At 56.0% G+C, this 22,555-nt stretch carries 23 protein-coding genes and 1 pseudogene; 18 read left to right on the top strand and 6 right to left on the bottom strand.

The window, feature by feature from the left end:
* Window positions 1-455: 455 nt before the first annotated feature.
* Window positions 456-729, bottom strand: a pseudogene (locus L1065_RS09710) (transposase); the annotation flags it as partial.
* Window positions 730-976: 247 nt separating this feature from the next.
* Between L1065_RS09710 and L1065_RS09705 the strand changes: the two are divergent.
* From L1065_RS09705 to L1065_RS09695, 3 genes are read left to right on the top strand one after another with little or no spacing between them, the layout of a single operon-like run.
* On the top strand, window positions 977-1,681 hold the full coding sequence (locus L1065_RS09705) for a CoA transferase subunit A (protein WP_237095285.1): 705 nt from the start codon (window positions 977-979) through the stop codon (window positions 1,679-1,681).
* Window positions 1,681-2,304 carry a 3-oxoacid CoA-transferase subunit B gene (locus L1065_RS09700; RefSeq protein WP_237095284.1) on the top strand — a complete coding sequence of 208 codons (624 nt, stop codon included), beginning with the start codon at window positions 1,681-1,683 and terminating at the stop codon, window positions 2,302-2,304. The genes L1065_RS09705 and L1065_RS09700 overlap by 1 nt, the downstream gene beginning before the upstream one ends.
* A gap of 55 nt (window positions 2,305-2,359) precedes the next feature.
* Window positions 2,360-2,644, top strand: a complete 285-nt coding sequence (locus tag L1065_RS09695) for a GNAT family N-acetyltransferase (protein WP_237095283.1) — start codon at window positions 2,360-2,362, stop codon at window positions 2,642-2,644.
* Window positions 2,645-2,669: 25 nt separating this feature from the next.
* Here the strand turns inward: L1065_RS09695 and L1065_RS09690 are convergent, their stop codons facing one another.
* Complete coding sequence (locus tag L1065_RS09690; protein WP_237095282.1) at window positions 2,670-3,029, bottom strand: GFA family protein; 360 nt, start codon at window positions 3,027-3,029, stop codon at window positions 2,670-2,672.
* Window positions 3,017-4,168: a winged helix-turn-helix domain-containing protein gene (locus L1065_RS09685; protein WP_237095281.1), complete on the bottom strand. Its 1,152-nt coding sequence runs from the start codon at window positions 4,166-4,168 to the stop codon at window positions 3,017-3,019. Before L1065_RS09685 ends, L1065_RS09690 begins: the two co-directional genes overlap by 13 nt.
* 199 nt (window positions 4,169-4,367) lie before the next feature.
* Here L1065_RS09685 and L1065_RS09680 point away from each other — a divergent pair, with 199 nt between their 5' ends.
* From L1065_RS09680 to L1065_RS09670, 3 genes are read left to right on the top strand one after another with little or no spacing between them, the layout of a single operon-like run.
* Window positions 4,368-5,363 carry a YbhN family protein gene (locus L1065_RS09680; RefSeq protein WP_370641167.1) on the top strand — a complete coding sequence of 332 codons (996 nt, stop codon included), beginning with the start codon at window positions 4,368-4,370 and terminating at the stop codon, window positions 5,361-5,363.
* Window positions 5,364-5,366: 3 nt separating this feature from the next.
* On the top strand, window positions 5,367-6,656 hold the full coding sequence (locus L1065_RS09675; RefSeq protein ID WP_237095279.1) for an FAD-binding oxidoreductase: 1,290 nt from the start codon (window positions 5,367-5,369) through the stop codon (window positions 6,654-6,656).
* Window position 6,657: 1 nt separating this feature from the next.
* Window positions 6,658-7,395, top strand: coding sequence for an SDR family NAD(P)-dependent oxidoreductase (locus L1065_RS09670; RefSeq protein WP_237095278.1), 738 nt, complete (start codon window positions 6,658-6,660; stop codon window positions 7,393-7,395).
* A 7-nt stretch (window positions 7,396-7,402) separates the two neighbouring features.
* Here the strand turns inward: L1065_RS09670 and L1065_RS09665 are convergent, their stop codons facing one another.
* On the bottom strand, window positions 7,403-8,839 hold the full coding sequence (locus tag L1065_RS09665) for a UbiA family prenyltransferase (protein ID WP_237095277.1): 1,437 nt from the start codon (window positions 8,837-8,839) through the stop codon (window positions 7,403-7,405).
* A gap of 4 nt (window positions 8,840-8,843) precedes the next feature.
* Window positions 8,844-9,656, bottom strand: coding sequence for a lytic transglycosylase domain-containing protein (locus L1065_RS09660; RefSeq protein ID WP_237095276.1), 813 nt, complete (start codon window positions 9,654-9,656; stop codon window positions 8,844-8,846).
* 366 nt (window positions 9,657-10,022) lie between these two features.
* Here L1065_RS09660 and L1065_RS09655 point away from each other — a divergent pair, with 366 nt between their 5' ends.
* The 12 genes from L1065_RS09655 to L1065_RS09600 all read left to right on the top strand — a co-directional run bounded on the left by L1065_RS09655 (window position 10,023) and on the right by L1065_RS09600 (window position 20,826).
* On the top strand, window positions 10,023-10,214 hold the full coding sequence (locus tag L1065_RS09655; RefSeq protein WP_237095275.1) for a Flp family type IVb pilin: 192 nt from the start codon (window positions 10,023-10,025) through the stop codon (window positions 10,212-10,214).
* Between the two features lie 180 nt (window positions 10,215-10,394).
* Entirely contained in the window at window positions 10,395-10,586 is a 192-nt protein-coding gene (locus L1065_RS09650) for a Flp family type IVb pilin (RefSeq protein WP_237095274.1), read from the top strand.
* A gap of 148 nt (window positions 10,587-10,734) precedes the next feature.
* The gene (cpaB, locus tag L1065_RS09645) at window positions 10,735-11,601 is read left to right on the top strand and encodes a Flp pilus assembly protein CpaB (RefSeq protein WP_237095273.1); all 867 of its coding nucleotides are present in this window, start codon (window positions 10,735-10,737) and stop codon (window positions 11,599-11,601) included.
* Between the two features lie 214 nt (window positions 11,602-11,815).
* Window positions 11,816-13,234, top strand: a complete 1,419-nt coding sequence (locus L1065_RS09640) for a type II and III secretion system protein family protein (RefSeq protein ID WP_237095272.1) — start codon at window positions 11,816-11,818, stop codon at window positions 13,232-13,234.
* A gap of 4 nt (window positions 13,235-13,238) precedes the next feature.
* Window positions 13,239-13,898, top strand: coding sequence for an OmpA family protein (locus L1065_RS09635; RefSeq protein WP_237095271.1), 660 nt, complete (start codon window positions 13,239-13,241; stop codon window positions 13,896-13,898).
* Between the two features lie 244 nt (window positions 13,899-14,142).
* Window positions 14,143-15,393, top strand: coding sequence for an AAA family ATPase (locus L1065_RS09630; protein WP_237095270.1), 1,251 nt, complete (start codon window positions 14,143-14,145; stop codon window positions 15,391-15,393).
* 6 nt (window positions 15,394-15,399) lie between these two features.
* Window positions 15,400-16,851: a CpaF family protein gene (locus L1065_RS09625; protein WP_237095269.1), complete on the top strand. Its 1,452-nt coding sequence runs from the start codon at window positions 15,400-15,402 to the stop codon at window positions 16,849-16,851.
* A 6-nt stretch (window positions 16,852-16,857) separates the two neighbouring features.
* A complete protein-coding gene (locus L1065_RS09620) occupies window positions 16,858-17,826 on the top strand; it encodes a type II secretion system F family protein (RefSeq protein ID WP_237095268.1) in 969 nt (322 codons plus the stop codon).
* 12 nt (window positions 17,827-17,838) lie between these two features.
* Window positions 17,839-18,822 carry a type II secretion system F family protein gene (locus L1065_RS09615; RefSeq protein ID WP_237095267.1) on the top strand — a complete coding sequence of 328 codons (984 nt, stop codon included), beginning with the start codon at window positions 17,839-17,841 and terminating at the stop codon, window positions 18,820-18,822.
* 34 nt (window positions 18,823-18,856) lie between these two features.
* Entirely contained in the window at window positions 18,857-19,405 is a 549-nt protein-coding gene (locus L1065_RS09610) for a tetratricopeptide repeat protein (RefSeq protein WP_237095266.1), read from the top strand.
* Between the two features lie 33 nt (window positions 19,406-19,438).
* Window positions 19,439-20,296, top strand: coding sequence for a lipopolysaccharide assembly protein LapB (locus L1065_RS09605; RefSeq protein ID WP_237095265.1), 858 nt, complete (start codon window positions 19,439-19,441; stop codon window positions 20,294-20,296).
* A gap of 29 nt (window positions 20,297-20,325) precedes the next feature.
* Window positions 20,326-20,826, top strand: a complete 501-nt coding sequence (locus L1065_RS09600) for a prepilin peptidase (RefSeq protein ID WP_370641166.1) — start codon at window positions 20,326-20,328, stop codon at window positions 20,824-20,826.
* Here the strand turns inward: L1065_RS09600 and L1065_RS09595 are convergent.
* A complete protein-coding gene (locus L1065_RS09595; RefSeq protein WP_237095264.1) occupies window positions 20,823-22,475 on the bottom strand; it encodes a hypothetical protein in 1,653 nt (550 codons plus the stop codon). The two genes, L1065_RS09600 and L1065_RS09595, sit on opposite strands and share 4 nt — an antisense overlap.
* Window positions 22,476-22,555 lie beyond the last annotated feature (80 nt).

Here is a 22,555-nt window from a genome sequence, read left to right as displayed (position 1 = left end):
GTTTTGTCATATCTTACATAGATGCCTGCGGGAATTACGACCGAGGGGTCTGCAAGGCGCGCTTTGTCGGACCTGAACCTGACTCGGCGCTTTGGTCCTGGGGCATCGAAATGCTTCGGGACCGGTTAAGACCAACGATTGTATTGCCTTATACAGATTTCGATTTGTTGCTGCCGCTTTTTCAAGGCGATTTGGATGCTATTCAAGGGAAGCGCACTTCTGCGCTGCGCAGCGTTTTCACTCTGGCAGCCGACCAGTTGATATTCATTCCAATCTAGGCATTTGGGACTGTCGCATTGATCAGACGAGTTGGTCAATTTTGGACTTTTGAGGTCGAACTTGCCTCGTAAGCCTTCATTCAGTCCACCGTTTCCCCCTGTGACATCATCATATGTGCGGTAGTAAACGCGTGGATCAATCCCGGCCAGGGCGCGGGCTCGCTTCCGGGGGTATCACTTCTCTTTCAAGGCTCGAGCCGCAGAGCTGCGTGGCAATCCGAGCCTCAAAAGTTTTTCTCAGCATTTCTCTCAGCGTCGGTACATCCATCATCTGCTCAGCTAATGGCTTCTTCAGTTTGGTTTTTTCGGCTTCAAGCGCCTTCGGTTTCCTGGCATCAGTAGCCTCCATACCGCCATACTTAGACCGCCGTTTGTAGAAGGTCGCATCGCTGACACCATGCTTGCGGCACAGATCAAATGCGGTCGCACCGGCGTGATGCTCTTTCCATATCCCAAGAAACTGTTCTTCGCTTAAAAGGGCTTCTCTTCGTCGTGTGCCTCCTCAGTTGGGGAACAGGCTAACTCAAAACACCGAAAGCCAAAGTCATCTGACGTTCCACATATCAGATCGGCGCGGCCCGCCAAACGCATTCACGCCCCTGAATACCTGCGCCGCAGCGCAGCAACCTATTTGACTTCTGCCCCCCGTTCCCCCCTAATCGCCCCAGATTTGGGGAGCTAAACGAGGGCCAGTCCACATGAAGAAAATATATCCCGACGCGAAATCCGCGCTCGATGGGTTGCTAAAAGATGACATGCTGATCGCCGCAGGGGGCTTTGGCCTTTGTGGCATCCCCGAACTCCTGATCGACGCGATTGTTGAAAGCGGCATCAAAGGCTTGACCATTGCCTCCAACAACTGCGGCGTGGACGGGTTCGGTCTGGGCAAATTGCTCGACACCCATCAGATCAAAAAGATGATGTCGTCCTATGTGGGCGAAAATGACGAGTTTATGCGCCAGTATCTGTCGGGCGAGCTGGAGATCGAATTCAACCCCCAAGGCACGCTGGCCGAACGCATGCGCGCTGGCGGCTGCGGCATCCCCGGCTTTTACACCAAAACAGGTGTCGGCACTGTGATCGCTGAAGGCAAAGAGCATAAGGATTTCAACGGCGAAACCTACATCATGGAAGAAGGCATCTTTGCTGACCTCTCCATCGTAAAGGCGTGGAAAGCCGATGAAACAGGCAATCTGGTGTTTCGCAAAACCGCCCGCAACTTCAACCCGCCCGCAGCGATGTGCGGCAAGATCTGCGTGGTTGAGGTCGAAGAGATTGTCCCCACTGGCAGCCTTGATCCCGACATGATCCACCTGGCCGGCATCTATGTGCATCGCCTTATCCAGGGCGAACACGAAAAACGCATCGAACAACGCACCGTCCGTCAAAAGGAAACTGCATAATGGCTTGGGACCGCAATCAAATGGCCGAACGCGCGGCCGCTGAACTGGAAGACGGCATGTATGTGAACCTCGGCATCGGCATCCCGACGCTGGTGGCCAACTATGTGGGCGACAAAGACATCACGCTGCAATCCGAAAACGGCATGCTTGGCATGGGTCCCTTCCCTTTTGAGGGCGACGAGGACCCCGACCTGATCAACGCAGGCAAGCAAACCATCACCGAGTTGAACCGCACCGCCTATTTCGACAGTGCACAGAGCTTCGGGATGATCCGCGGTGGCAAAATCGCAGCAGCCATCCTTGGTGCGATGGAGGTCGATGAAAAAGGCGATCTGGCCAACTGGATGATCCCAGGCAAGCTGGTCAAAGGCATGGGCGGCGCGATGGATCTGGTCGCAGGCGTCGGCCGCGTGATCGTCGTGATGGACCACACCAACAAACACGGTGCGTCCAAGCTGCTGAAAGAATGCACCCTGCCGCTCACAGGCAAGGGCGTTGTCGACCGCATCATCACCAACCTTGGCGTGCTGGATGTGGTCGAAGGCGGCCTCCAAATCGTCGAGACCGCCGATGGCGTCACCGAAGACGAATTGCGCGCCGCGACTGAAGCCACTATCGTCTAAAGCCTTCCCTGCGTCCGCAACCGCGCGGGCGCAGACCCTTCCGAAAGGTGCCGCGATGTCTGATATCACTCTCACGATCGACGGCTCAAAAGGCCGCTACGCCACACGCATTGATGGCCATGAAGCGGATCTGACCTTCTCTATCGCCTCCCCCAAACTGCGCATCGCCGATCACACGGGCGTGCCAGAGGCGCTGCGCGGCACAGGCACGGGCCTGCAACTTGTGGAACGGCTGGTGGCCGATGCCCGCGCCGAAGGCTTCAAAATCCTGCCGCTCTGCCCTTTTGTGAACGCCATGCGCCGCAAGCACCCCGACTGGGCCGACGTGTTTCAGGCCTGATCCACCCCAACCGCCATAACACGCATTACAAGTCCCGTTTCGCGCCGTTCAGCGCAGGCAGCCAGCTTTCGCGCCTGTCGCTAAACCCTTCATATGTCGGGACAAATTGGCTTGGCGCGTCCATCGCACCCAGATGCACTTCAACCGCGCCCCCCGTCACGGCAAAGACCAATCCACCACAAACCCCACAAAAATGCCGCCCCTCATACGCGCGTGCATCGCCCGTGATCTCAACCGCAGACCGGTCGTAAATCGCCGCCGCATAAAACACCGCACCGTGATGCTTGCGGCAGTCCATGCAATGACACACGCCGACCCGCTTGGGCGCACCCCGCGCCACCAGCCGTATCGCGCCGCATGCGCATCCCGCCTTTACGCTGTCCATTCCAATGCCTCCACCTCTACAAACCTGCGCATGCGGTCCACCTCGGCCTCCAACTTGCGCTGCCGTGCGACCGTCCACTGCACCCCCGCCTCGGGCCACAGCCGTGTAACGCGCAACACCCCCGCCTTGCGGTCGGCCTTGGCCTCCATGCGCCCGACAAAGCGGTCGCCCTCCAGCAGCGGAAACACGTAATACCCCCATTTGCGTTTGGCCGCAGGCACAAACATCTCCACGCGGTAATCAAAGCCGAACAGCCGCTCCAGCCGCACACGATCACGGATCGCGGGATCAAACGGGTTCATAATCCGCAGCCTTGATGTGGGCGGTGTGACCTGCGCCAGCCTTGCGGCAATACCGGGCAGCGCCACGGCGTCGGTCCAACTGCCATCGGCGCCTTGCACCTGCACAGGCACCAGATCGGCACCTTGCGCCCATGCGCGTGCCTCTGCCGCGCTCATCGCCTCCCAAAAGCGCTGCACCTCGCCGACCGATCCAACGCCAATCCGCTCCAACGCGGCGCGGCACAGCCAATCCACCTGCTCTGCATCCGTGGTCTGCTGCCCCCACAACTGGCTCGGAAACACGCGCTCGGCCAGATCGTAAAATTTGGTAAACTTCTCGCGGTGACAGGTCGCCAACTCGCCCGCATACCAAAGATAATCCAACGCCTTTTTGTGCGGCGGACGCGCCCAAACCTCCTTGGGGCCGTCTATCTTGGTGTCAAACGCATGGGTCGACAGCGGCCCCTCGTCGGCAATGCGCGCTTTCACATCGCGCAGCAATCCCGCATCAGGGGCTCCTTTTGCATCCCACACCGCGCGCTTGCGGGCAAACTGGCGCTGCCACATGGGCAGAAATTCCATCGGCAGGATACTGGCATCATGGGTGAAATGTTCGAACACCGTGCGATCCCGCGCCAAAAGCGGGTCGAACATCCGCTCGCGGTAGCTGTTCATGCGGCTCCACAGGATATGATGATGCGCCCGCGCAACCACCTGAATGGTATCCAGCTGCACCATGCCCAAAGCGCGGATAATCCCCATCACATCAGACGCGCCTGTCGGGGCGGCAGACAAGCCGTTTACGTCCAGCCAAAGGGCGCGGGCCGTGCGATTGTCGATCCTCAAAGCGCCTGTCATCGGCAATACCTGACTCTTTTTGTTGTCATACGCATTGCCATACCGTGAGCAGACGCTAAGCCATACATCGAATGACAGCCAGTTTTGCCTGTTTTAAGCGGCGTGTCACGCATGTGAAAAAACACGCAAAATTGTTCGCATTTGCGCGACAGTTCCACAAATTTGCCCTATTCTGTCGCTAGGTCCAACGGCAATGACAATGAGCAGCACACATCAAATAGATCCCTCCCTATCGTCCGCGAAACCCGCGCGACGCTGGCGCGACATCGCAATCCTTGGCGGTCTCTTCGGGCTTATGCTTGTGGGGTTGATCGGTCTTGCCGCGGCAACTGGATGGGAAGAAACATGGGCCCAGCTCATGTCGCTGTCCATGACACAAGTCCTTGTTTTGCTTTGCCTTTCTATGGTGAATTATCTCTTCCGCGGCGCACGCTGGCATATGTTTGCCAACCGCCTTGGCCTGCCCACGACACTGGGCCAGGACCTGCGCCACTTCCTTGGCGGCTTTGCAATGACAGTCACCCCGGGCCGTGTGGGAGAGTTGATCCGCATGCGCTGGCTGCGCCGTGAAACGGGCTGGAGTTTTGAACGCACGGCCCCGCTGGTTCTTGTGGACCGCGCAGCCGATCTGGCGGCGATGGCCGTGATCCTCGGGGTTGCAATTTCATTCTCGACAGCAGGCATCAAAGGCGCAATTCCCGTCACTTTACTTGCGTTTTCAGCCGCTTACGTCGCCACCCGCCCCACCCTTCTGGCGTGGTGTGTGACCCGTGTTTACAGGGCCACAGGCCTGTTTCCGCGGCTGTTTGCCAAGGTGCGTCGCGCCGCCGACAGCCTGCGCAGTTTTACCAATCCACAGATCCTCATCTTTGCAGCCCTGCTTGGCGTTATCGGCTGGATCGCCGAAGGCTACGCCTTTCATCTCCTGCTGGTCTGGATGGGCGCTGACATCGGCTTTTGGACCGCTGTCGCAATCTTTGTGTTCTCAACCCTCGCCGGTGGTCTGACAGGGGCACCCGGCGGTGTCGGAGGCGCCGAGGCCGCTATGGTTGCCCTGCTGTCCCTGCAAGGCATCCCGCTAGAGGTTTCTGTGCCTGCCACCCTCATTATCCGAGTGACCACGCTTTGGTTTGCTATTGCAATCGGTCTTGTGGTCTTTCCAATCGCTGAACGTAAATCGCTACGAGCCGAGTAAATTATGCCAACAAAAACAGAGACTTTGACAGGTTGGGGCCGCGCCCTGACAGCCACATCCGAAATCGCCAGACCCGAGCGGATAGCCCATGTGCGTGCCGATGCACCCGCGATGGGCATGCGCCGCAGCTACGGTGATGCGCCCCTCAACGACGGCGGCGTGATCACCGACATGAGCCGTCTTGATCGCATCTTGGGCTTTGACGAGACCACAGGCATTCTGGAGGTCGAAGCCGGGATGCGACTTGGCGAACTGGCCGCGATTTTTGCACCGCGTGGCTGGCTTCCATCGGTCATGCCAGGCACAGGGTTTGCCACCGTGGGCGGCGCCATCGCAATGGATGTGCATGGCAAAAACCATCACGGTTTGGGCAGCTTTGGCCAGCATGTGCTTGAAATCACTCTCAAACAAGGCGAGACGACCAAACGCGTCAAACCCAACTCTGCCCTTTTCAAAGCCACGGTTGGCGGGCTTGGACAGACAGGCGTGATCCTGTCGGCCAAGCTGCAAATGCTGGCCTGCAAAGGCGATGTGATGATGGTGACCGAGCGCCGTATGGACGGGTGGGATGAGTTTCTTGCCGCGCTCGATGCGTCAACTGCCACCTATACGGTCGGCTGGATCGATGCGACAGCCAAAGGTGACAATCTGGGTCGCGGCATTCTTGAGGAAGGCGAAACAGGCGCAGGTCTGGTCCCCAAGCCATCCAAATCGAAAAAAATCCCGTTTAATGCACCGCATTGGGCACTGTCGAAACCAATCGTTAAGCTTTTTAATGCAGCATACTATCGTCGCGTGCCTGATATGGGGCGCACTTCGGTTAAACCTATTGAGGAGTTTTTCTTCCCTCTCGACAAAATTCATGACTGGAACAAGCTTTATGGCAAACGGGGCTTTCACCAGTTTCAATGCGTCGTGCCAATCGCGCAGGCGCCTGCGCTGCGCGATATGCTGCAATTGATTGCATCAAGTGGTCTGGCCTCCCCTCTGGCGGTGCTCAAACGCATGGGGCCAGGTCGATCTGGCTATCTGTCTTTCCCGATGGAAGGATATACGCTGGCCGTTGATTTCCCCAACCGCGCCGCAGCCGTAAAACTGATCGAGCGGTTGGAAGATATGACCCAGGCCGCGGATGGGCGGCTCTATCTGGCCAAAGACGCTTTGGCCACGGGCGCACAAATCAAGAAGATGTATCCCGACCACGCCAAATGGCTCAAGGAGGTCCAAAAGGCCGATCCCGATGGCCATTTGGAAACCGATATGACCCGCCGCCTCAAGCTAAGGAGCGCTTAAAATGAACGAGACTTGGATTATTCTGGGCGCGACCTCCAGCATGGCGCGTGCGATGGCGCGTCGTTTGGCCGATGATGGCAAGGGGCTGATCCTTGCAGCGCGCGATATGAAAGATGTGCAAGCCACCGCTGCCGATTGTGCGGCACGTGGCGCGGCATTGGCCGAGGCCGTGGCTTTTGATGCACGCGACCCCAAAAGTTTTGAAGCCATTATCGACCGCGCCGCGCGTGAGGACGGAATGGTGTCTTGTGCGGTCTTTGTCGGCTCTATGCCTGATCAGGCCGACATCAGCGCCGATCCGTCGCTTGTGGATGGCACCGTCATGGACAGCTTTACGGGCCCTGCCCGTTTCCTCGAACGCCTCGCCCCCTTGATGGAAGAGCGCGGCGGCGGCACGGTTGTCGGTGTTGGCAGTGTCGCAGGCGACCGCGGGCGCGTGGGCAACTATGTGTACGGCGCCGCCAAAGCGGGCTTTCACACCTATATGTCTGGCCTGCGCAATCGCCTGACCCGTGCAGGCGCGCATGCGGTCACTGTCAAACCAGGCTTTGTGGACACGGCAATGACTTGGGGGCTTGAAGGCATGTTCCTTGTCGCCTCGCCCGACGATGTAGCCCGCGATATCTTGCGCGGCGTCGAAAAGAAGAAAAACGTCGTCTATACGCCGTTCTTCTGGCGCTACATCATGCGGATTATCAAATCCGTGCCCGAGCCGATTTTCAAAAAGCTGTCGATCTAACTGCGGGTCAGAAACCGAACCACTGTTGGAACAATCCAGCGGCGTAAAACATCATTCCGATGACAATCAGGATGATGCCAACGCCCATTTTGTCACGCAGGGCAAAGACAATCGGGTCGTAGTCCATCGCGCCAAGCCAGCCTGTTTTGATCATGCGGTAAAGCCAGATTGCGATCGGAACAAGCGCCAACCACAACAGCCACTGCGACGGGTAGAGTGCGAGAGCTTGTTCGGAGAAGCTATAGAGGAAAAAGATCAGTAGCGCGCCCACCATCCCGATTGCGGAGACATTGAGCAAATCGCCGCGATCGGGTTTGCCATATCCACGCCCAGGCAGGCGATCATCATTTTCGGCCTTGGCCAGTTCAGTCATGCGTTTAACGCAGCCAAGTGTGATAAACACAGGGAAGATGAACACCAGCATATACCCCGATGCATCCACCCCACTGGCCGCGGCCCCCGCGACTACACGCAATGTGTAAAGCGTGGCCAGCACGGCTACATCAATCCAACGCATCCGTTTCAAACGGAGCGAATAGGCAAGTGACAGCGTCATATAGATAACGATGACACCGAAAAACGCGGGGCTCAGCAGCGCGCCAAGCCCCAAGGCAATCACCCCAAGAAGCAGGCAAAGCATCATGCCGATCTTTATCGGCACCGCCCCGCTTGCAAAAGGACGCTTGTGTTTTGTTTTGTGCAGGCGGTCCGCCTCCAGATCCAGCAGATCATTCACGATGTAAATGCAGCTGGCGGCAGCCGAAAACGCAGCCATACCAAGCAGGGTCAGCAAAATCGCCATCCATCCAAAATCATGCGCGGCAATCATCGGCAGGAACAAAAGCACGTTTTTGACCCACTGATGCGGGCGCATCGCGCGGATCGCATCACGTATCGACCAGCCATCGCCGTAACGCGAGACCGTCTTGCCGGATTGCGCCACCGTTTGCGCCAGCGCATCAGACCCATCGACCATCAACGCATTTTCCGACACCTGCCAGATCGGGATGTCTGTGGCTTCATTGCCCGCATAGTCAAAACCGTTTTCACCGTAGGCTTCGACCAGTGCATCTGCCTTGCGCACACCTTTAAGGTTGGTCGCCCCATCGCTTGCAAAAACCCGTTCGCTCAGCCCGTGGGCCTTGGCCAGGGCGCGTACCTGCGTTTCATGCGATGCTGAGGCAAGGACGACCTCGCGCCCCGCGGCAAGACTTTCCTGCGCAAGCGCCTTGATCTCGGGCTGGACTGGCAACAGATCGGCGCGGATCTCGGCGATCTTGGCCAGTTCGGCTTTCAAAACAGCCGGATGGCGAAAATTCTGCGCCGAAGTCTTTAGGACCGCAATGGGATCACGGCCCAGGCCCGCCCAAAAACACTCAAACAACATATCCGTTTTCAAAAATGTCCCGTCCACATCAAGGACCAACGGTTTCAAATCACTCACGGGGCTATCTCCCTTGGACTGTAAAGACGCAGCCATCACTCGCCAATTCTGGTGGGGTTTTGCACAAACCACGGGCCACCGTCCAAGCGGCAAGCACCTTGGGCACATAGGCCCGTGTCTCGGCAAAAGGCGGCACGCCGCCATGTTTTTTCACCGCGTTTTCGCCTGCATTATAGCTGGCAAGCGCCATCAGCGGGTCGCTGTCAAATTCGCCCATTAACCAATCGAGGTATTTCACACCCCCTGCAATGTTTTGTCTGGCGTCGGTGCGGTCTGTCACGCCAAAACGTTCTGCCGTGGCGGGCATCAATTGCATCAGCCCTTGCGCACCAGCTGAGCTGACAACATCCGTTTTACCCGAGGATTCAACACTGATCACAGCCAAAACAAGCGCGGGCGACACTTTGGTGCCGATGGTCGCGGTCAGAATGTCGGTGCCGTGCACAGCGGCGATATCTTGCAACGTCTGCAAGCGCGGCGCCCGAATTCCCTGGCCCGAGGGTGCATTGGACAGATGTTGCACCGCGCCTGCCAATCGCCCGGGGCCAGCATCAGCAAGCTTTGGAGAGATACTGCCCCAATACCACCCCACCATGTCCTTGGGGGCCACAGGGGTAACCGCAGCGGGACGCGCGGGGCTTTCGACCTGTGGCGCCGTCTTGGGCGCAATTTGCACCGTGATACGGTTTTTCGAAGATTTAGACGGTGGTTTGACCCGCTTGAAGGTAAAATCGGGAAAGGGCTTGGGCGCATCCGCCAAAGCTGCACTGGCCACCAAAGCCAGCATCATTGTGCTGATTATCAAATTCCGCTTCATGCGGGTGCTGCTCTGCCCTTGGGACGTGATTTGTTTTTGTTGTGCAAACTATCGCAAATCAGCGGCAAGCTGACCAGAAAAACCTGCGCAAAACGGTCAGATTCGGCCGTATCCGCATGCTTGACGCTAAGTTAACCGCTGGCTGAATTGCTTTTTATTCATATTTTTCCACCAACAAAAACAAGGGCTTACGTATTTTTCTGCAGGTAAAATCGGTATTCTTAAAAAAGGACAAATGGTGCCCAATTCTCGCCCCAAACCGATGGCTATATCTGCTCATCCAAAGCGGAACAGGCACATGGAGATGGCCATAACGTCCCGCCGAGGTAGAAAATAAACCTATGTGATCCTTTGGAGGGACCTACTATGAAATTCGTAAACATGATCAAAAACTTCCGCAAAGACGAAGACGGCGCAGTAACAGTTGACTGGGTTGTTCTGACAGCTGCCATCGTAGGCCTGGGCCTGGCCATCATGTTCTCGGTCGGTAACGGCACAGAAGCACTGGCAAACAAAATCAGCTCGAAGCTGTCGACACAGACTCTGGGCTACAAATAATAGCCAGGTCCGTTTCGGACTTAAGGGGTCGCACATCCGTGCGGCCCTTTTTCGTTTGGTGATGATCAAATGAAATTGGCAGGAAATAGACTATGTTTGGTACGAATTTTGACGCATTCCCCCGATAACGATGGTCCCAACGCGTCATGTGTACGCGACACGAGAGGACAGGAGAGCAGCATGCCCACTCAATTCAAAAAATTCTTCCGCTCAGAAGACGGCGCAATCACAATTGATTGGGTCGTGATCACGGCGGCAATTGCAGGAATGGCCATCGGTATTCTATTGGTCATGGGAAGCAGCACAGAAAAGCTTGCCAGTGACGTTTCGGCAGAGATGCAGACACGCCCACTGGGTATGTTTGACAAGTAAACAATGGTCGCAAAACGGCACCGGCGTTTACCAATCGAACCAATTTCTTTGTTACGTCAGGTTTGCGCCGCGGTTTTGCCGTATTTGTCTGGCACCTTGTCACCAACGGTCGGTGCAGGCGCACCCCATTAATTGAAGGATAGAAACGATGCGTATGGTATTTGCACTTGTCTTGCTTCTCGGGCTTGGACTGGCAGGTTTTGCCGTCCACGTTGCCCAAGGGTATGTTTCGCAGCAACGCGCCGAGTTGGAAGCACAGCGCGAAGCCGCATCGAAAATTGTGCCAACCGATGTTGTGTTCATCACAACACGCGCCGTCCGCTACGGCGAGCCTTTGCAAAAAGATGATATGAAGCCGATCCTTTGGCCTGTTGAAGCCATCCCAGAAGGCGCCTTTACCGATCAGGACGTGTTGTTCCCGAAAGGATTTGACGTGCCGCGCGTTGCGCTACGTGCAATGGAAAAGGGCGAGGCCGTTTTGGAGGTCAAAGTGACGGATGCAGGCGCTGATGCAGGCATCACCTCGCGCCTCAGCCCAGGCATGCGCGCCTTTGCCATCAATGTGAATGCGCAATCGGGCGTATCTGGTTTCTTGCGTCCCAATGACCGTGTCGATGTTTATTGGTCAGGGAACGTCCAAGGCGCCACCAACAGCCGAAACGAACCCCGCGACGGGCGGATCACGAAGCTCATTCAAACCGGATTGAAGCTGATCGCGATTGACCAATCGGCTGACATGGACCGCACTGGCGCACAAATTGCAGGCACCGTCACAGTTGAAGCAACCCCCCAACAGGTCGCGCTTTTGACCCAGGCCCAAGCCACCGGGGATCTGTCCCTCTCACTTGTCGGCTCGAACGATGATACCGAGGTTGCGGCTTTTGAGGTTAACCAGAACGAATTGTTGGGCATTACGCCCCAGGAAATTCAGGAAGTGCAAAAAGACCGCGTCTGCACGATCAGAACACGTAAAGGCGCCGAAGTGATCGAAATCCCGATCCCATGCACAAACTAGCTGAGGCATAGGTCAAAAAACGGAAACGCGCGTCCCGGTTGGGCGCGCGATTTTCGTGTAAAAGCTACGCCACCCCACCCTATGTTGCACCGCAACCACATCAGGAAGTCGCCACAACACATTGATTCTTGCAAAAAAATCAAAACTGGCGCATGTTTTAAAAAAAGGGGCAAAGACCCCACGAGCAGTCGTGACATCATATGAGGCAGTCACAATGAAAAAGACCCCTTTCTTGAAGGCGGCCCTTGTTGGGTTCGCATTGACGTTTTCGGCTATGCCAGATGTATCGGCTGCCGAAACCCTGCGTGTTATGCGCGGTGCGCCATCGACAGCATTGAATGTGCCGATGAACCGCGCTGTTGTCGTCGAAAGCGACGTCCCTTTCGCAGAATTGAGCATCGCCAACCCGGGCATTGCCGATATCTCGACCCTTTCGGATCGCACCATTTATGTGTTGGGCAAAGAGCCCGGACGCACCACGCTGACCCTTCTGGGGCCAGATGGCCGTTTGATCACCAACGTTGAGGTGCGTGTCGCACCCGATATCGCAGAATTCAAAGAGCGCCTGCGCCAGATCCTTCCAAATGAAAAGATCGAAGTGCGCACGGCAAATGACGGCATCGTTCTGAGTGGGACAGTTTCGTCGATCGGGCGGCTGGACCGCGCGTTGGAGCTGGCAGAACGCTACGCGCCCGACCGTGTCTCTAACCTGATGAGCGTTGGTGGCACACAGCAAGTCATGCTGAAGGTCCGCTTTGCAGAGATGCAGCGCACCGTGCGCAAATCGCTCAGCTCGTCCATCGGTATTTCGGGCAGCCTGTTTGGCGATGAACTTGGTGTCCGCTCGGGCACAGGCGCAAACGTCACAAATGGCGCGATCACCAATTCCCTGGGCGGTGCCCTGCCCGCCTCTAACGGCAATACGGGCGCGACCCTCTTTGGGTTCAACGCGGGCGGGCTGGAAGTGGCGTGGTTGCTGGAAGCCCTTGAATCAAAAGGCGTTGTGCGCACTTTGGCAGAACCCAACCTGACAGCACTGTCAGGTCAGGAAGCGAAATTCCTGGCCGGTGGTGAATACCCTGTTCCCGTTGCACAGGGCGAAGATTCCATCACCGTCGAATTCAAACCATTCGGTATTGAGCTGAACTTTATCCCGCGCGTTCTGGATGATGATGTCATCAACCTGCAACTTAGCGCGGCCGTCAGCTCGATTGACCCTTCCAACGGCTTTAGCCAAGGTGGTTTCACCATTGATGCCTTCCAGCGCCGCGAAACATCAACAACCGTGGAAATGCGGGACGGCGAAAGCTTTGCAATTGCAGGTCTTTTGCAAGACGACTTTTCGGATTTGAACGGACAGGTGCCATGGCTTGGCGATATCCCTGTACTTGGTGCGCTGTTCCGCAGCGCGGAATATGAGCGCGCGCAATCAGAGCTTGTGATCATCGTGACCCCACATTTGGTGACCCCCACACGCGGCGAAGCCTTGGCCTTGCCGACAGATCGTGTCACCTTGCCAACAGAACGTGATTTGTTCTTGCGTGGCAAAGTAACGGGTGGCGCGTCGCAAGGTGCCGCGGCAGAGGTTGCCAAGCAGGATTTCAACGGGTCATATGGCTACGTATTGGATTGATAAGATGAAACGCACACCCCTCAAAAGCATGATTGCCCTTTCGGCTTTCGCAGTTGTGGCAGGTTGCGGGTCTGACAATCCTGGAACGGTTGCATGGAACGTGGAAGCCGGTGCGCTGGTGGACGAAGGGTATTTTGGCAACGCCACGATGAACAATACCCTTATTCACAACGGCGAGCGCAGTTATTTGGTCAATATGTCCGAACGCTTTGCCCGCGAAGTGCCAACAACAATTACGTTCGCGTTTAACTCTGCAGCTTTGGACAGCGCGGCCAAGCAGGTCTTGCGCCAACAGGCAGACTTTATCCGCCAGTTCCCCGAAGTGCGCTTTAGCGTCTATGGTCACGCCGATGCGGTTGGATCAGACCGCTACAACCGTGCCTTGGGCAAACGCCGCGCGAATGCAGTTGTGCACTACCTGTCGTCTCTTGGCATTAGTCGCAACCGCCTTGAAGCGCTTGTCTCTTACGGTGAAACGCAGCCATTGGTTGTCAGCCAGGGCAAGGAACGCCGGAACCGCCGCACCGTAACGGAAGTTTCGGGCTTTGTTGGCGCGCATCCAACGGTGATGGACGGCAAATATGCCCAGATCGTCTATCGTGATTACGTCGGTGGCGCGAATGCGACAACCGAACTTTCAGGCGTCGAGGCCGAAGGCCAATAACCACCCATCACGGGTAAAGCGGCGCTGTCGCTTTACCCTTTTGCATCAGAACCAATCATCGCAATTCGCTCTGATCGTTGACCAAATTCACATAAACGTATCAATTTGGTCCCAATCCTGCCCCAATCCCCCGTCAAAACAGTTTCAAAGGGTGAAGTGTGTCTGCAATCAGACGTCTTGGCCCGCAATCAAAAGACCCCTTTGAGGGTCGGATCTTTGGATCTGTGAAGAGGACGAGAGAGCAATGGGTACCCCCGCACTTCAGACAGAGCTTGCACCGCTTACCGCCTGCACGATCTCGCGAGATGTCCAGAATTTCGATCTTCTGATCGAAGACATGGAAACCGCGCTTGGTGAAAACTGGGGCGATTTGGGTTTTGATGATGCGCTAGCATTCTTCAAACAACCCGACGCGGAAACGCTTGAATTTGTAGCCGTCGCCGTGGACGAAGATGACGAGGAAAACCTGTCTCAGGTCGCTGAAATCATCACGGCCGCGCGCGATGCCAATATCAAGGTGATCCTGATCGCCGAGGATTTGACACCCGTCGCCCTGCACCAATTGCTGCGCTTGGGTGCCAACGACTTTGTGCCCTACCCGCTTCCCGAAGGCGAATTGGCCGCGGCGATTGAGCGGTTGAATGCGCCTGAACCTGAAGCGCCTGTGCCTGCGGAACTGCAGCCAACGCTGACCGCCTCTTCCAACAGCCGCAATGGACTGATCTTGCCTGTTCACGGTTTGGCGGGCGGCACTGGCGCATCGACATTCGCGGTCAACCTGGCGTGGGAACTCGCGCTGATCGACAAGGAAAACGCACCACGTGTGTGTCTGCTCGACCTTGACCTGCAGTTTGGTGCAACCTCAACCTACCTGGACCTGCCGCGCCGTGAAGCCGTGTTTGAACTTCTGTCCGACACGGAAAACATGGACAGCGACAGCTTTATGCAGGCCTTGCTGAGCTTTAACGAAAAGCTTCATGTTCTGACGGCCCCGACGGACATCATCCCGCTTGATTTGATCCAGCCCGAAGATGTCGCGCGTATTCTTGATGTGGCCAAGGCAAACTTTGACTACGTGGTCGTTGATATGCCTTCGACCTTGGTATCGTGGACAGAGACTGTGTTGAACGCATCGGCGGTCTATTTCTGCCCCATCGAAATGGAAATGCGATCGGCGCAAAATGTCTTGCGGATGATCAAGGCCCTCAAGGCAGAGGACCTGCCCCATGACAAATTACGCTTTGCCGTAAACCGTTCGCCTAAATTTACCGACTTGCAGGGCAAATCACGGGTGAAACGGATGGCTGAAAGCCTTGATGTATCGCTGGAATTGCTTTTGCCGGATGGCGGCAAACCCGTCAGTCAGGCTGGTGATCACGGGCTTCCTTTGGCCGAAACCGCCGCCAAAAACCCGCTTCGCAAAGAGATCATGAAATTGGCCGCCTCGCTTCATGAAATGGCGCAGGGCACAAAATCGCAAGCGGCAAAAGGATAATAGCGCATGTTTTCACGTTATAAAAAACCCACCGCTGACGCAGCACCCGCTGCGGTCGCAGCAGCACCCGCTGCACAGGTTGTCGAAGCCGCACCCGCTGCGGCCCCTGCACCAAAGCCCGCGCCAGCTGCGGCTCCGCCCAAAAAGGCGGCACAAGTTGTCCCCATGGACAAAGAGAAAAAGCGCAAGGAAAAACTGGGTGAAGTGAAGCTTCAAATCCACCGTGAGCTGTTGGACAACCTCAATCTTGCGGCCCTTGAACACGCCTCGGAATCTGAGCTGAAGTCGGAGATCAGCGCGATCTCTGGCGAAACGCTCAATGAGCTTGGCATGGTTTTGAACCGCGAGGACCGCTCACATCTGATCCAGGATCTTTATGATGAAGTCACAGGTCTGGGCCCGCTCGAGACGCTTTTGAAAGACGAAAGCGTCAACGATATTCTGGTCAACGGACCGCAACAAATCTTCGTCGAACGTGCGGGTAAACTGCAACTGAGCGATATCACCTTCAAAGATGAACGGCATCTTTTGCGCATCATCGACAAAATCGTATCGGCCGTTGGCCGCCGTGTGGATGAATCAAACCCGTATGTCGACGCCCGCTTGGCCGATGGCTCGCGTTTCAACGCGATGGTGCCGCCGATTGCGGTGGATGGCAGCCTTGTGTCCATTCGTAAGTTCAAAAAGGACAAGCTCGGGATTAGCGATTTGGTCGATTTCGGAGCCTTTTCCGAAGAGATGGCTGCCTATCTGCAAGCCGCCGTATCGACACGTCTGAACGTCATTGTTTCAGGCGGGACAGGCTCCGGTAAAACCACGACGCTTAACGCGCTGTCATCGTTCATCGACAATGATGAACGTATCCTGACGATCGAGGATACGGCAGAACTTCAACTGCAACAGACCCACGTTGGCCGGATGGAAAGCCGGCCGCCCAATGTGGAAGGCCGCGGCGGCGTCAGCCAGCGTGACTGTCTGAAAAACGCCCTTCGGATGCGTCCGGACCGGATCATCGTGGGGGAAACACGTGGCGAAGAAGTCATCGACATGTTGCAGGCGATGAACACGGGCCACGATGGATCGATGACCACAATTCACGCCAACTCTGCACGGGACGGGATCAGCCGTTTGGAAAATATGATCGCGATGGCGGGCATCGAAATGCCAATCAAAGCGGTGCGCAGCCAGATTGCTTCGGCTGTGAACCTGATCGTACAGGCCAGCCGTTTGCAAGACGGGTCGCGCCGCATGGTCTCGATCACGGAAATCACTGGCATGGAAGGCGATGTCATCTCGATGCAAGAGGTGTTCCGCTATCAACGTGTCGGGCTGTCGCCTGACAACAAAATTCTGGGCCACTTCACCGCCACTGGCGTGCGCTCGCACTTCTCGGAACGGTTCAAGATGTGGGGCTTCGATCTGCCACCATCGATCTATGAACCTGTAAAGATGGAATAATCACTGATGTCTTTTGATCCAGCACTTCTTATCTATGGTCTGATCTTCGTCGCCGTTGTGGTGATTGTCGAAGGGATCTATCTGGTTGCCTTCGGTAAATCGATCAGCCTGAACAGTAAGGTCAACCGCCGCCTCGACATGCTCGAAAAAGGGCAAGGCCGCGAGGAGGTTCTTGAACAACTGCGCAAGGAGATGAGCCAGCATCTGCGCTCCTCCTCCATCCCGCTTTACTCTATCTTGGCCAGCAAGGCCCAAAAGGGCGGCATCGCGTTCACCCCTGGGCAGCTTGTTCTTCTGATGGGCGTTTTGTCGATCGTATCCTTTGTGGGTTTGACTGTCGGCACAGGGGCGGAACCTGCCGTACGCATGGTTGTTGCGGTCGCGATGGGCATCGGAGGCGTCTACTTTTGGATCAATAAAAAGGCCAAAACCCGAATGGCCATGATCCAGGAACAACTGCCAGATGCCGTTGAATTGATGGTGCGCAGCTTGCGCGTGGGACACCCGTTTGCAAGCGCGTTGCAGATCGTGGCCAAAGAAGTTCCCGATCCGTTGGGCACCGAAATGGGCATTATTGCAGACGAAAGCACCTATGGCCGCAACACGGGCGATGCGCTCAAAGATATGGCCGAACGTCTTGATTTGCAGGATTTGCGCTTTTTGGCCGTCGCGGTGACGATCCAGCAAACATCCGGTGGTAACTTGGCCGAGGTTCTGTACGGGCTGGCACAGGTGATCCGCGCACGGTTCAAACTGTTTCGCCGTGTGAAAGCCATTACGGCGGAGGCGAAATGGTCGGGCATGTTCTTGTCCATCTTCCCGCTTGGCGCACTTATCATGATCAACCTGATTCAACCCGACTACTACGACGAGGTGAAAGAGACATCGGTCTTTATCCCCGCCTGTCTGGTCGTGGCTGGCTTTTTGATCACCAACATGGTCGTCATGCGCGCCCTTGTGAACATCAAGGTGTAAAGGATCTAGGACATGGCAATTCTCGACACGATCGATAGTAAATTGACAGACATGTTTGGCCCCTTCGGGATGCTGATCATTGTGGGCATCCTTGGACTGTTCATGGTCCTTCTGGCCCTTCCCGTCTTGCTGAAGAAAGAAAAAGACCCGCTGGACAAATTGCGTGCGCAGGCCCGCAGTTCAGACACAGGTGAGAAGGCCGCCGAACTGCGCCGCAAGGAAATCGGGGGCGATGCCCTTAACAAATATGCCGATTTCCTTGAGCCGCAGGATGAAGAGGAATACTCGGCCATCCGCCTGAAATTGATGCAGGCGGGCTATTACGGCAAGAACGCCGTGCGCACGTTCCACTTCATGCAGTTTGCGCTTGGCCTTGGGTTTTTGGCTCTTGGCGCGGTCTATGCGTTGTTCCGCACAACGGTTGCCGAACCAACCACCCCACAGACCATCATGATGGTTTTGATCCCAGGTGTTGTGGGATACATGCTACCAAAATACTGGGTGACCAAGCGACAACAGACCCGTCAGGAAGAAATTACCAACGGCTTTCCAGATGCTCTGGACCTTATGCTGGTCTGCGTCGAAGCAGGCCAATCGCTGGACCAATCCATTAACCGCGTCTCAACCGAGATGCGCGCCGGCGCCCCTGCCCTGGCCCAAGAGTTTGAAACCGTGGCCCACGAGATGAAAGCCGGTAAGGACAAGATCAATGTTCTCAAAGATATGTCCGAACGGTGCGGCGTGCCTGATGTGGCCAGCTTTGTGACCGTGTTGATCCAATCTGCCAGTTTTGGTACCTCGATCGCCGAAGCCTTGCGTGTCTTTTCCGCCGAAATGCGTGACAAACGCGTGATGCGGGCGGAAGAAAAGGCAAACACCTTGCCCACCAAGATGACACTTGCCACAATGATGCTGACGGTTCCGCCGCTGCTGATCATTATGATCGGGCCATCGGTCTACGGTATCGTCGAGTTGTTGAGCAACGCACAGTTCTAACGGGCAGATCACGTGCCCAACCATGGGGGCAATCATGAGGCTAAGACACGCAGGCGCCGTTTTGCTGGCATGTCTTGGCCTTTTGGCATGTGCCCCGCAGGCCGACCCGTCCAACCCTTTTGCGCCAGGCATCGCTGGTGAAAGCGACATTGACGGTTTGCTAATCGGTCACCGCCTGATGGCCGCGGGCGAATACGAGCTCGCACTGAAGGCGTACACCCGCGAGGCTGGCAAACAAGGACTTACGGTTGATGTTTTATCAGCGGTTGGGTCCGCGAATATGCGATTGGGGCGTTTGGGGCAGGCCGAACGCTACTTGCGTCAAGCGATTGAAAAGGACGAAACCTTTGTCCCCGCGTGGAACAATCTTGGCGTTATTTTGGTCGAACGCGGCGAAATCGGGGAAGCCGCACAGGTTTTCCGTCGCGCCTTTGCTCTTGATAGTGGCGAAAGTGCCGAAATTCGTGACAACTTGCGGTTAACACTCGCAAAACTCGAAAATCCAAGCTACACTGAACAGAATGAACCATTACAATTGGTGCGTCGGGGTACGGGTGACTACCTGATCCTTTCGACACCATAGGTCGATACGAGCAGTAAAAAGGACGCAGGCAACATGCGCCATACCGTGATTTTGAGCCTCTGCCTTTCGGCAGGTTTAATTGTTTCTGGATGCCAAAAGTCATCCGAGGCAGAGGTGACCCGCGCGATCAAAGACGTGAATGTGATCGATGATAGCAACCTCAATGACATCATGCTTTCGGTTGCCGACCCCAATGAGGGCGTTAACTACTTCCAAAAAGCACTCAAGCAAGAGCCAAAACGGCTTGAGTTTCAGCGCGGTCTGGCCAAATCATTGATCCGTGCAAAGCGTGCCGATGAAGGTGTCGGCGCTTGGACAAAAGTCGCCAGCCACCCGGACGCCACAAATGATGACCGCGTTGATCTTGCCGACGCCCTGATCCGCACAGGCCAGTGGAAAAAAGCAGAAAAAGTTCTTGATGACGTGCCGCCCACTTTCGAAACATTCAAGCGCTATCGCCTTGAAGCCATGGTGGCCGACAGCAATCAGGAATGGGACCGCGCCGACAGCTTTTACGGCACAGCAATTGGGCTGACCACCCGCCCGGCAGGTGTGCTGAACAACTGGGGCTATTCCAAACTGACACGCGGTGATTTTGGCGAAGCGGAACGCTTGTTCATGCAATCCATCCGCAACGATCCAAAACTTTTTACCGCCAAGAATAACCTGATCCTCGCACGTGGTGCGCAGCGCAAATACGATATGCCTGTGATCTCAATGAGTCAGGTCGAGCGTGCACAGTTGCTCCACACGCTTGGTTTGTCGGCCGTGAAACAGGGTGATTTGGCGACAGGCAAAGGGTTGCTGAAAGAAGCAATCGACACCCATCCGCAGCACTTTGAGGCAGCCGTCCGCTCGCTTCGTGCGCTGGAAAGCAACATCACAAACTAAGTCATTCGTGACGTCGGGAGCCTGATAAGATGCAAATGGCCGCCACCGCCAATTCGGCGCTTGTCTTTTTGATCCTATCGACCCCCATCGCGCTTTGGGCGGCTTGGTCTGATCTGTCGCGGATGCGCATCCCAAACAAATCCGTGCTGGCATTGATGGCTATCTTTGCGATTGCAGGTTTGATCATGCTGCCGATGGATGAATACCTGCGCCGTTGGTTGCAATTTGCAATCGTTTTGGCCGTAGGATTTGGCGCAAATGCAATGGGCGGCGTGGGCGCAGGTGATGCGAAATTTGCAGCAGCCGCGGCCCCGATGATTGCGTTGCCCGACGTGCCATTTCTTTTGATGCTCTTTTGCGCCAACCTGTTGGGCACTTGGCTGACACATCGGTTGGTCAAACATACGCCGCTTCGGAATCTGGCGCCCAACTGGAAAAGCTGGACGACAGGGTGGGACTATCCGATGGGCTTTGCGCTGAGCTCTACCCTGATAATGTATCTGGCGGCGGCGGCGCGTTTCGGGTCCTAGCCGTTGGTTTTCTCGACGAGGATATAGTTCGGGGTCCGTTCGACTTCGCGGAAGGTCAAGCCCTCCTTCTCAACCGTTTCAAGAATTTGATGGCGCACGGATTGCACCCCCGGGCAGAGCGGGATCAACATGTAATCGGCCGTCTTTAACCCAGGCAGCCCCCCGTAATACCAAGGCGCACCCTGCAACAGCGGTTTGAAATCGCCAAACAACCAAAAGCTCGAGAACAGATCAGCCGAAAAAATCCGCGTGCCCGCATAGCCACGTGCGGTCAGATCATCGGCGATTGTCTGAAACCATGCGGTCATGCCCAGTTCCAAGGTGCAATACGGCAGCACCTCTCCGTTCCATTCCGTGATCCCCTCGCGGTCTTCATACGCAGGCAGGCCGTTTTGGGCGTTGTCCAGTTGAATACGAGCGTCCAGCTGCTCAACCCGTACTTGCGGCGACAGGAAATCATCATGCACCGCGCTTTGTGGTAAAACAGCCGTGAACTCCGATCCGTCCACATTAAGATGACGAAAGGGGCTGTAAAGAAGATTGAACACAGATGGCAGGCCAAAGCAAATTGCGGCAACAGCAGTCATTGTCACCGCTTGGCGCATGTCCCATCCAAACCCGTTCACCACACCATTAGCGGGGCGCAAGGCAAACAAGATAACGGCAAGAAGCGGCAGCCACTGCGGATCATTGCCAAAGTTTTGATAGGTCACATACCAAAAACCCGGTGCAAGGATCAGCAGCAACAGCCCGCCTTCCATCCGCTTGGATTGACGCAAGAAGATAACGCCAAGCAACAAGGCCAAGGAGGCGCCAAGATAGGCAGGCGCGGCCATCACGGCGGCAAAGGCATCGCCTGGGGCAGAACGCACCTCTGATACAGAGACGGACAGAAGGTCCGTGACATAGGCGGCCCAGAAGTCAAAACCGAGCAACAGGGTAAAGGCAGCGGCCACAAACACACCAGTGACCACCGCAAGACCAAGCGCTTTGGCCTGTTTGTATTGCAAAAAACCGATGATCACCGCAGGAGCGAAGGCAATAAAATAGGTCGCCTTGATCATCACAAGAGCGGCCATCATCAGGCCAACGACGATCCCATCAATCGCCGGGTTGCTGCGCTTTGCAGGCAGCACCGCAACGAGCACGGCAACAAAGGCCGCGACCCAAGCCCAACGGTTATAGTGCATGCTGAAAGAAACACTGCGCTCGGCCTCGCCGTGCACCAACGCAAGGATCAGCGCCATACACAAGGCCACAAAGCCGTAAGCAACAAGCCCCGTCAAACGGCTGCGCGCCGCCCACCATACGGCAGGTGCCAAAATACAAGCGACAAGGATCTGACTGGCCATCAACGACATCCCGATGCCCCAACCCGCATTCAGAAATGGCAGGATCGGCCAGAATGCCAATGCTCCGATGGGGGTCATAAAGTCTTCGTGGGGGATCTGCCCTTGGGCCATCCGCAAAGTGATCTCAAGCAGGTGCATCATATCACCTTCGTGCTTGCCCACATAGAGCCCGCCCTTGGCCAACGCCGCGCCCCCCATAGCGATAATCATCACACCAATGATGATCGCCAGCCTTCGGCCAAAGCCAAGCGGAATGGAAACAATTCGATCTACGTGCTGCGCTGATTGCTCTGTCATGTCACTGCTCTGCCTTAATTTGACCCTAAACGCGGGATAGTTCGTTTCTTGATTGGCGACAGGTATAGGCCGCAAATGTG

Source organism: Nereida sp. MMG025, assembly GCF_021654165.1.
Taxonomy (GTDB): domain Bacteria; phylum Pseudomonadota; class Alphaproteobacteria; order Rhodobacterales; family Rhodobacteraceae; genus Nereida.
Note: the sequence above shows the minus strand (reverse complement) of the source record. Positions and strands in the feature narration are given on the sequence as shown.

Coding starts and splice junctions, on each gene's coding strand:
- L1065_RS09670 (WP_237095278.1), top strand. CDS start 6,658: ATGAACGAGACTTGGATTATTCTGGGCGCGACCTCCAGCATGGCGCGT.
- L1065_RS09695 (WP_237095283.1), top strand. CDS start 2,360: ATGTCTGATATCACTCTCACGATCGACGGCTCAAAAGGCCGCTACGCC.
- L1065_RS09650 (WP_237095274.1), top strand. CDS start 10,395: ATGCCCACTCAATTCAAAAAATTCTTCCGCTCAGAAGACGGCGCAATC.
- L1065_RS09605 (WP_237095265.1), top strand. CDS start 19,439: ATGCGCCATACCGTGATTTTGAGCCTCTGCCTTTCGGCAGGTTTAATT.
- cpaB (WP_237095273.1), top strand. CDS start 10,735: ATGCGTATGGTATTTGCACTTGTCTTGCTTCTCGGGCTTGGACTGGCA.
- L1065_RS09620 (WP_237095268.1), top strand. CDS start 16,858: ATGTCTTTTGATCCAGCACTTCTTATCTATGGTCTGATCTTCGTCGCC.
- L1065_RS09625 (WP_237095269.1), top strand. CDS start 15,400: ATGTTTTCACGTTATAAAAAACCCACCGCTGACGCAGCACCCGCTGCG.
- L1065_RS09655 (WP_237095275.1), top strand. CDS start 10,023: ATGAAATTCGTAAACATGATCAAAAACTTCCGCAAAGACGAAGACGGC.
- L1065_RS09595 (WP_237095264.1), bottom strand. CDS start 22,475: ATGACAGAGCAATCAGCGCAGCACGTAGATCGAATTGTTTCCATTCCG.
- L1065_RS09640 (WP_237095272.1), top strand. CDS start 11,816: ATGAAAAAGACCCCTTTCTTGAAGGCGGCCCTTGTTGGGTTCGCATTG.
- L1065_RS09690 (WP_237095282.1), bottom strand. CDS start 3,029: ATGGACAGCGTAAAGGCGGGATGCGCATGCGGCGCGATACGGCTGGTG.
- L1065_RS09615 (WP_237095267.1), top strand. CDS start 17,839: ATGGCAATTCTCGACACGATCGATAGTAAATTGACAGACATGTTTGGC.
- L1065_RS09600 (WP_370641166.1), top strand. CDS start 20,326: ATGCAAATGGCCGCCACCGCCAATTCGGCGCTTGTCTTTTTGATCCTA.
- L1065_RS09680 (WP_370641167.1), top strand. CDS start 4,368: ATGAGCAGCACACATCAAATAGATCCCTCCCTATCGTCCGCGAAACCC.
- L1065_RS09630 (WP_237095270.1), top strand. CDS start 14,143: ATGGGTACCCCCGCACTTCAGACAGAGCTTGCACCGCTTACCGCCTGC.
- L1065_RS09635 (WP_237095271.1), top strand. CDS start 13,239: ATGAAACGCACACCCCTCAAAAGCATGATTGCCCTTTCGGCTTTCGCA.
- L1065_RS09610 (WP_237095266.1), top strand. CDS start 18,857: ATGAGGCTAAGACACGCAGGCGCCGTTTTGCTGGCATGTCTTGGCCTT.
- L1065_RS09685 (WP_237095281.1), bottom strand. CDS start 4,168: ATGACAGGCGCTTTGAGGATCGACAATCGCACGGCCCGCGCCCTTTGG.
- L1065_RS09700 (WP_237095284.1), top strand. CDS start 1,681: ATGGCTTGGGACCGCAATCAAATGGCCGAACGCGCGGCCGCTGAACTG.
- L1065_RS09675 (WP_237095279.1), top strand. CDS start 5,367: ATGCCAACAAAAACAGAGACTTTGACAGGTTGGGGCCGCGCCCTGACA.
- L1065_RS09705 (WP_237095285.1), top strand. CDS start 977: ATGAAGAAAATATATCCCGACGCGAAATCCGCGCTCGATGGGTTGCTA.
- L1065_RS09660 (WP_237095276.1), bottom strand. CDS start 9,656: ATGAAGCGGAATTTGATAATCAGCACAATGATGCTGGCTTTGGTGGCC.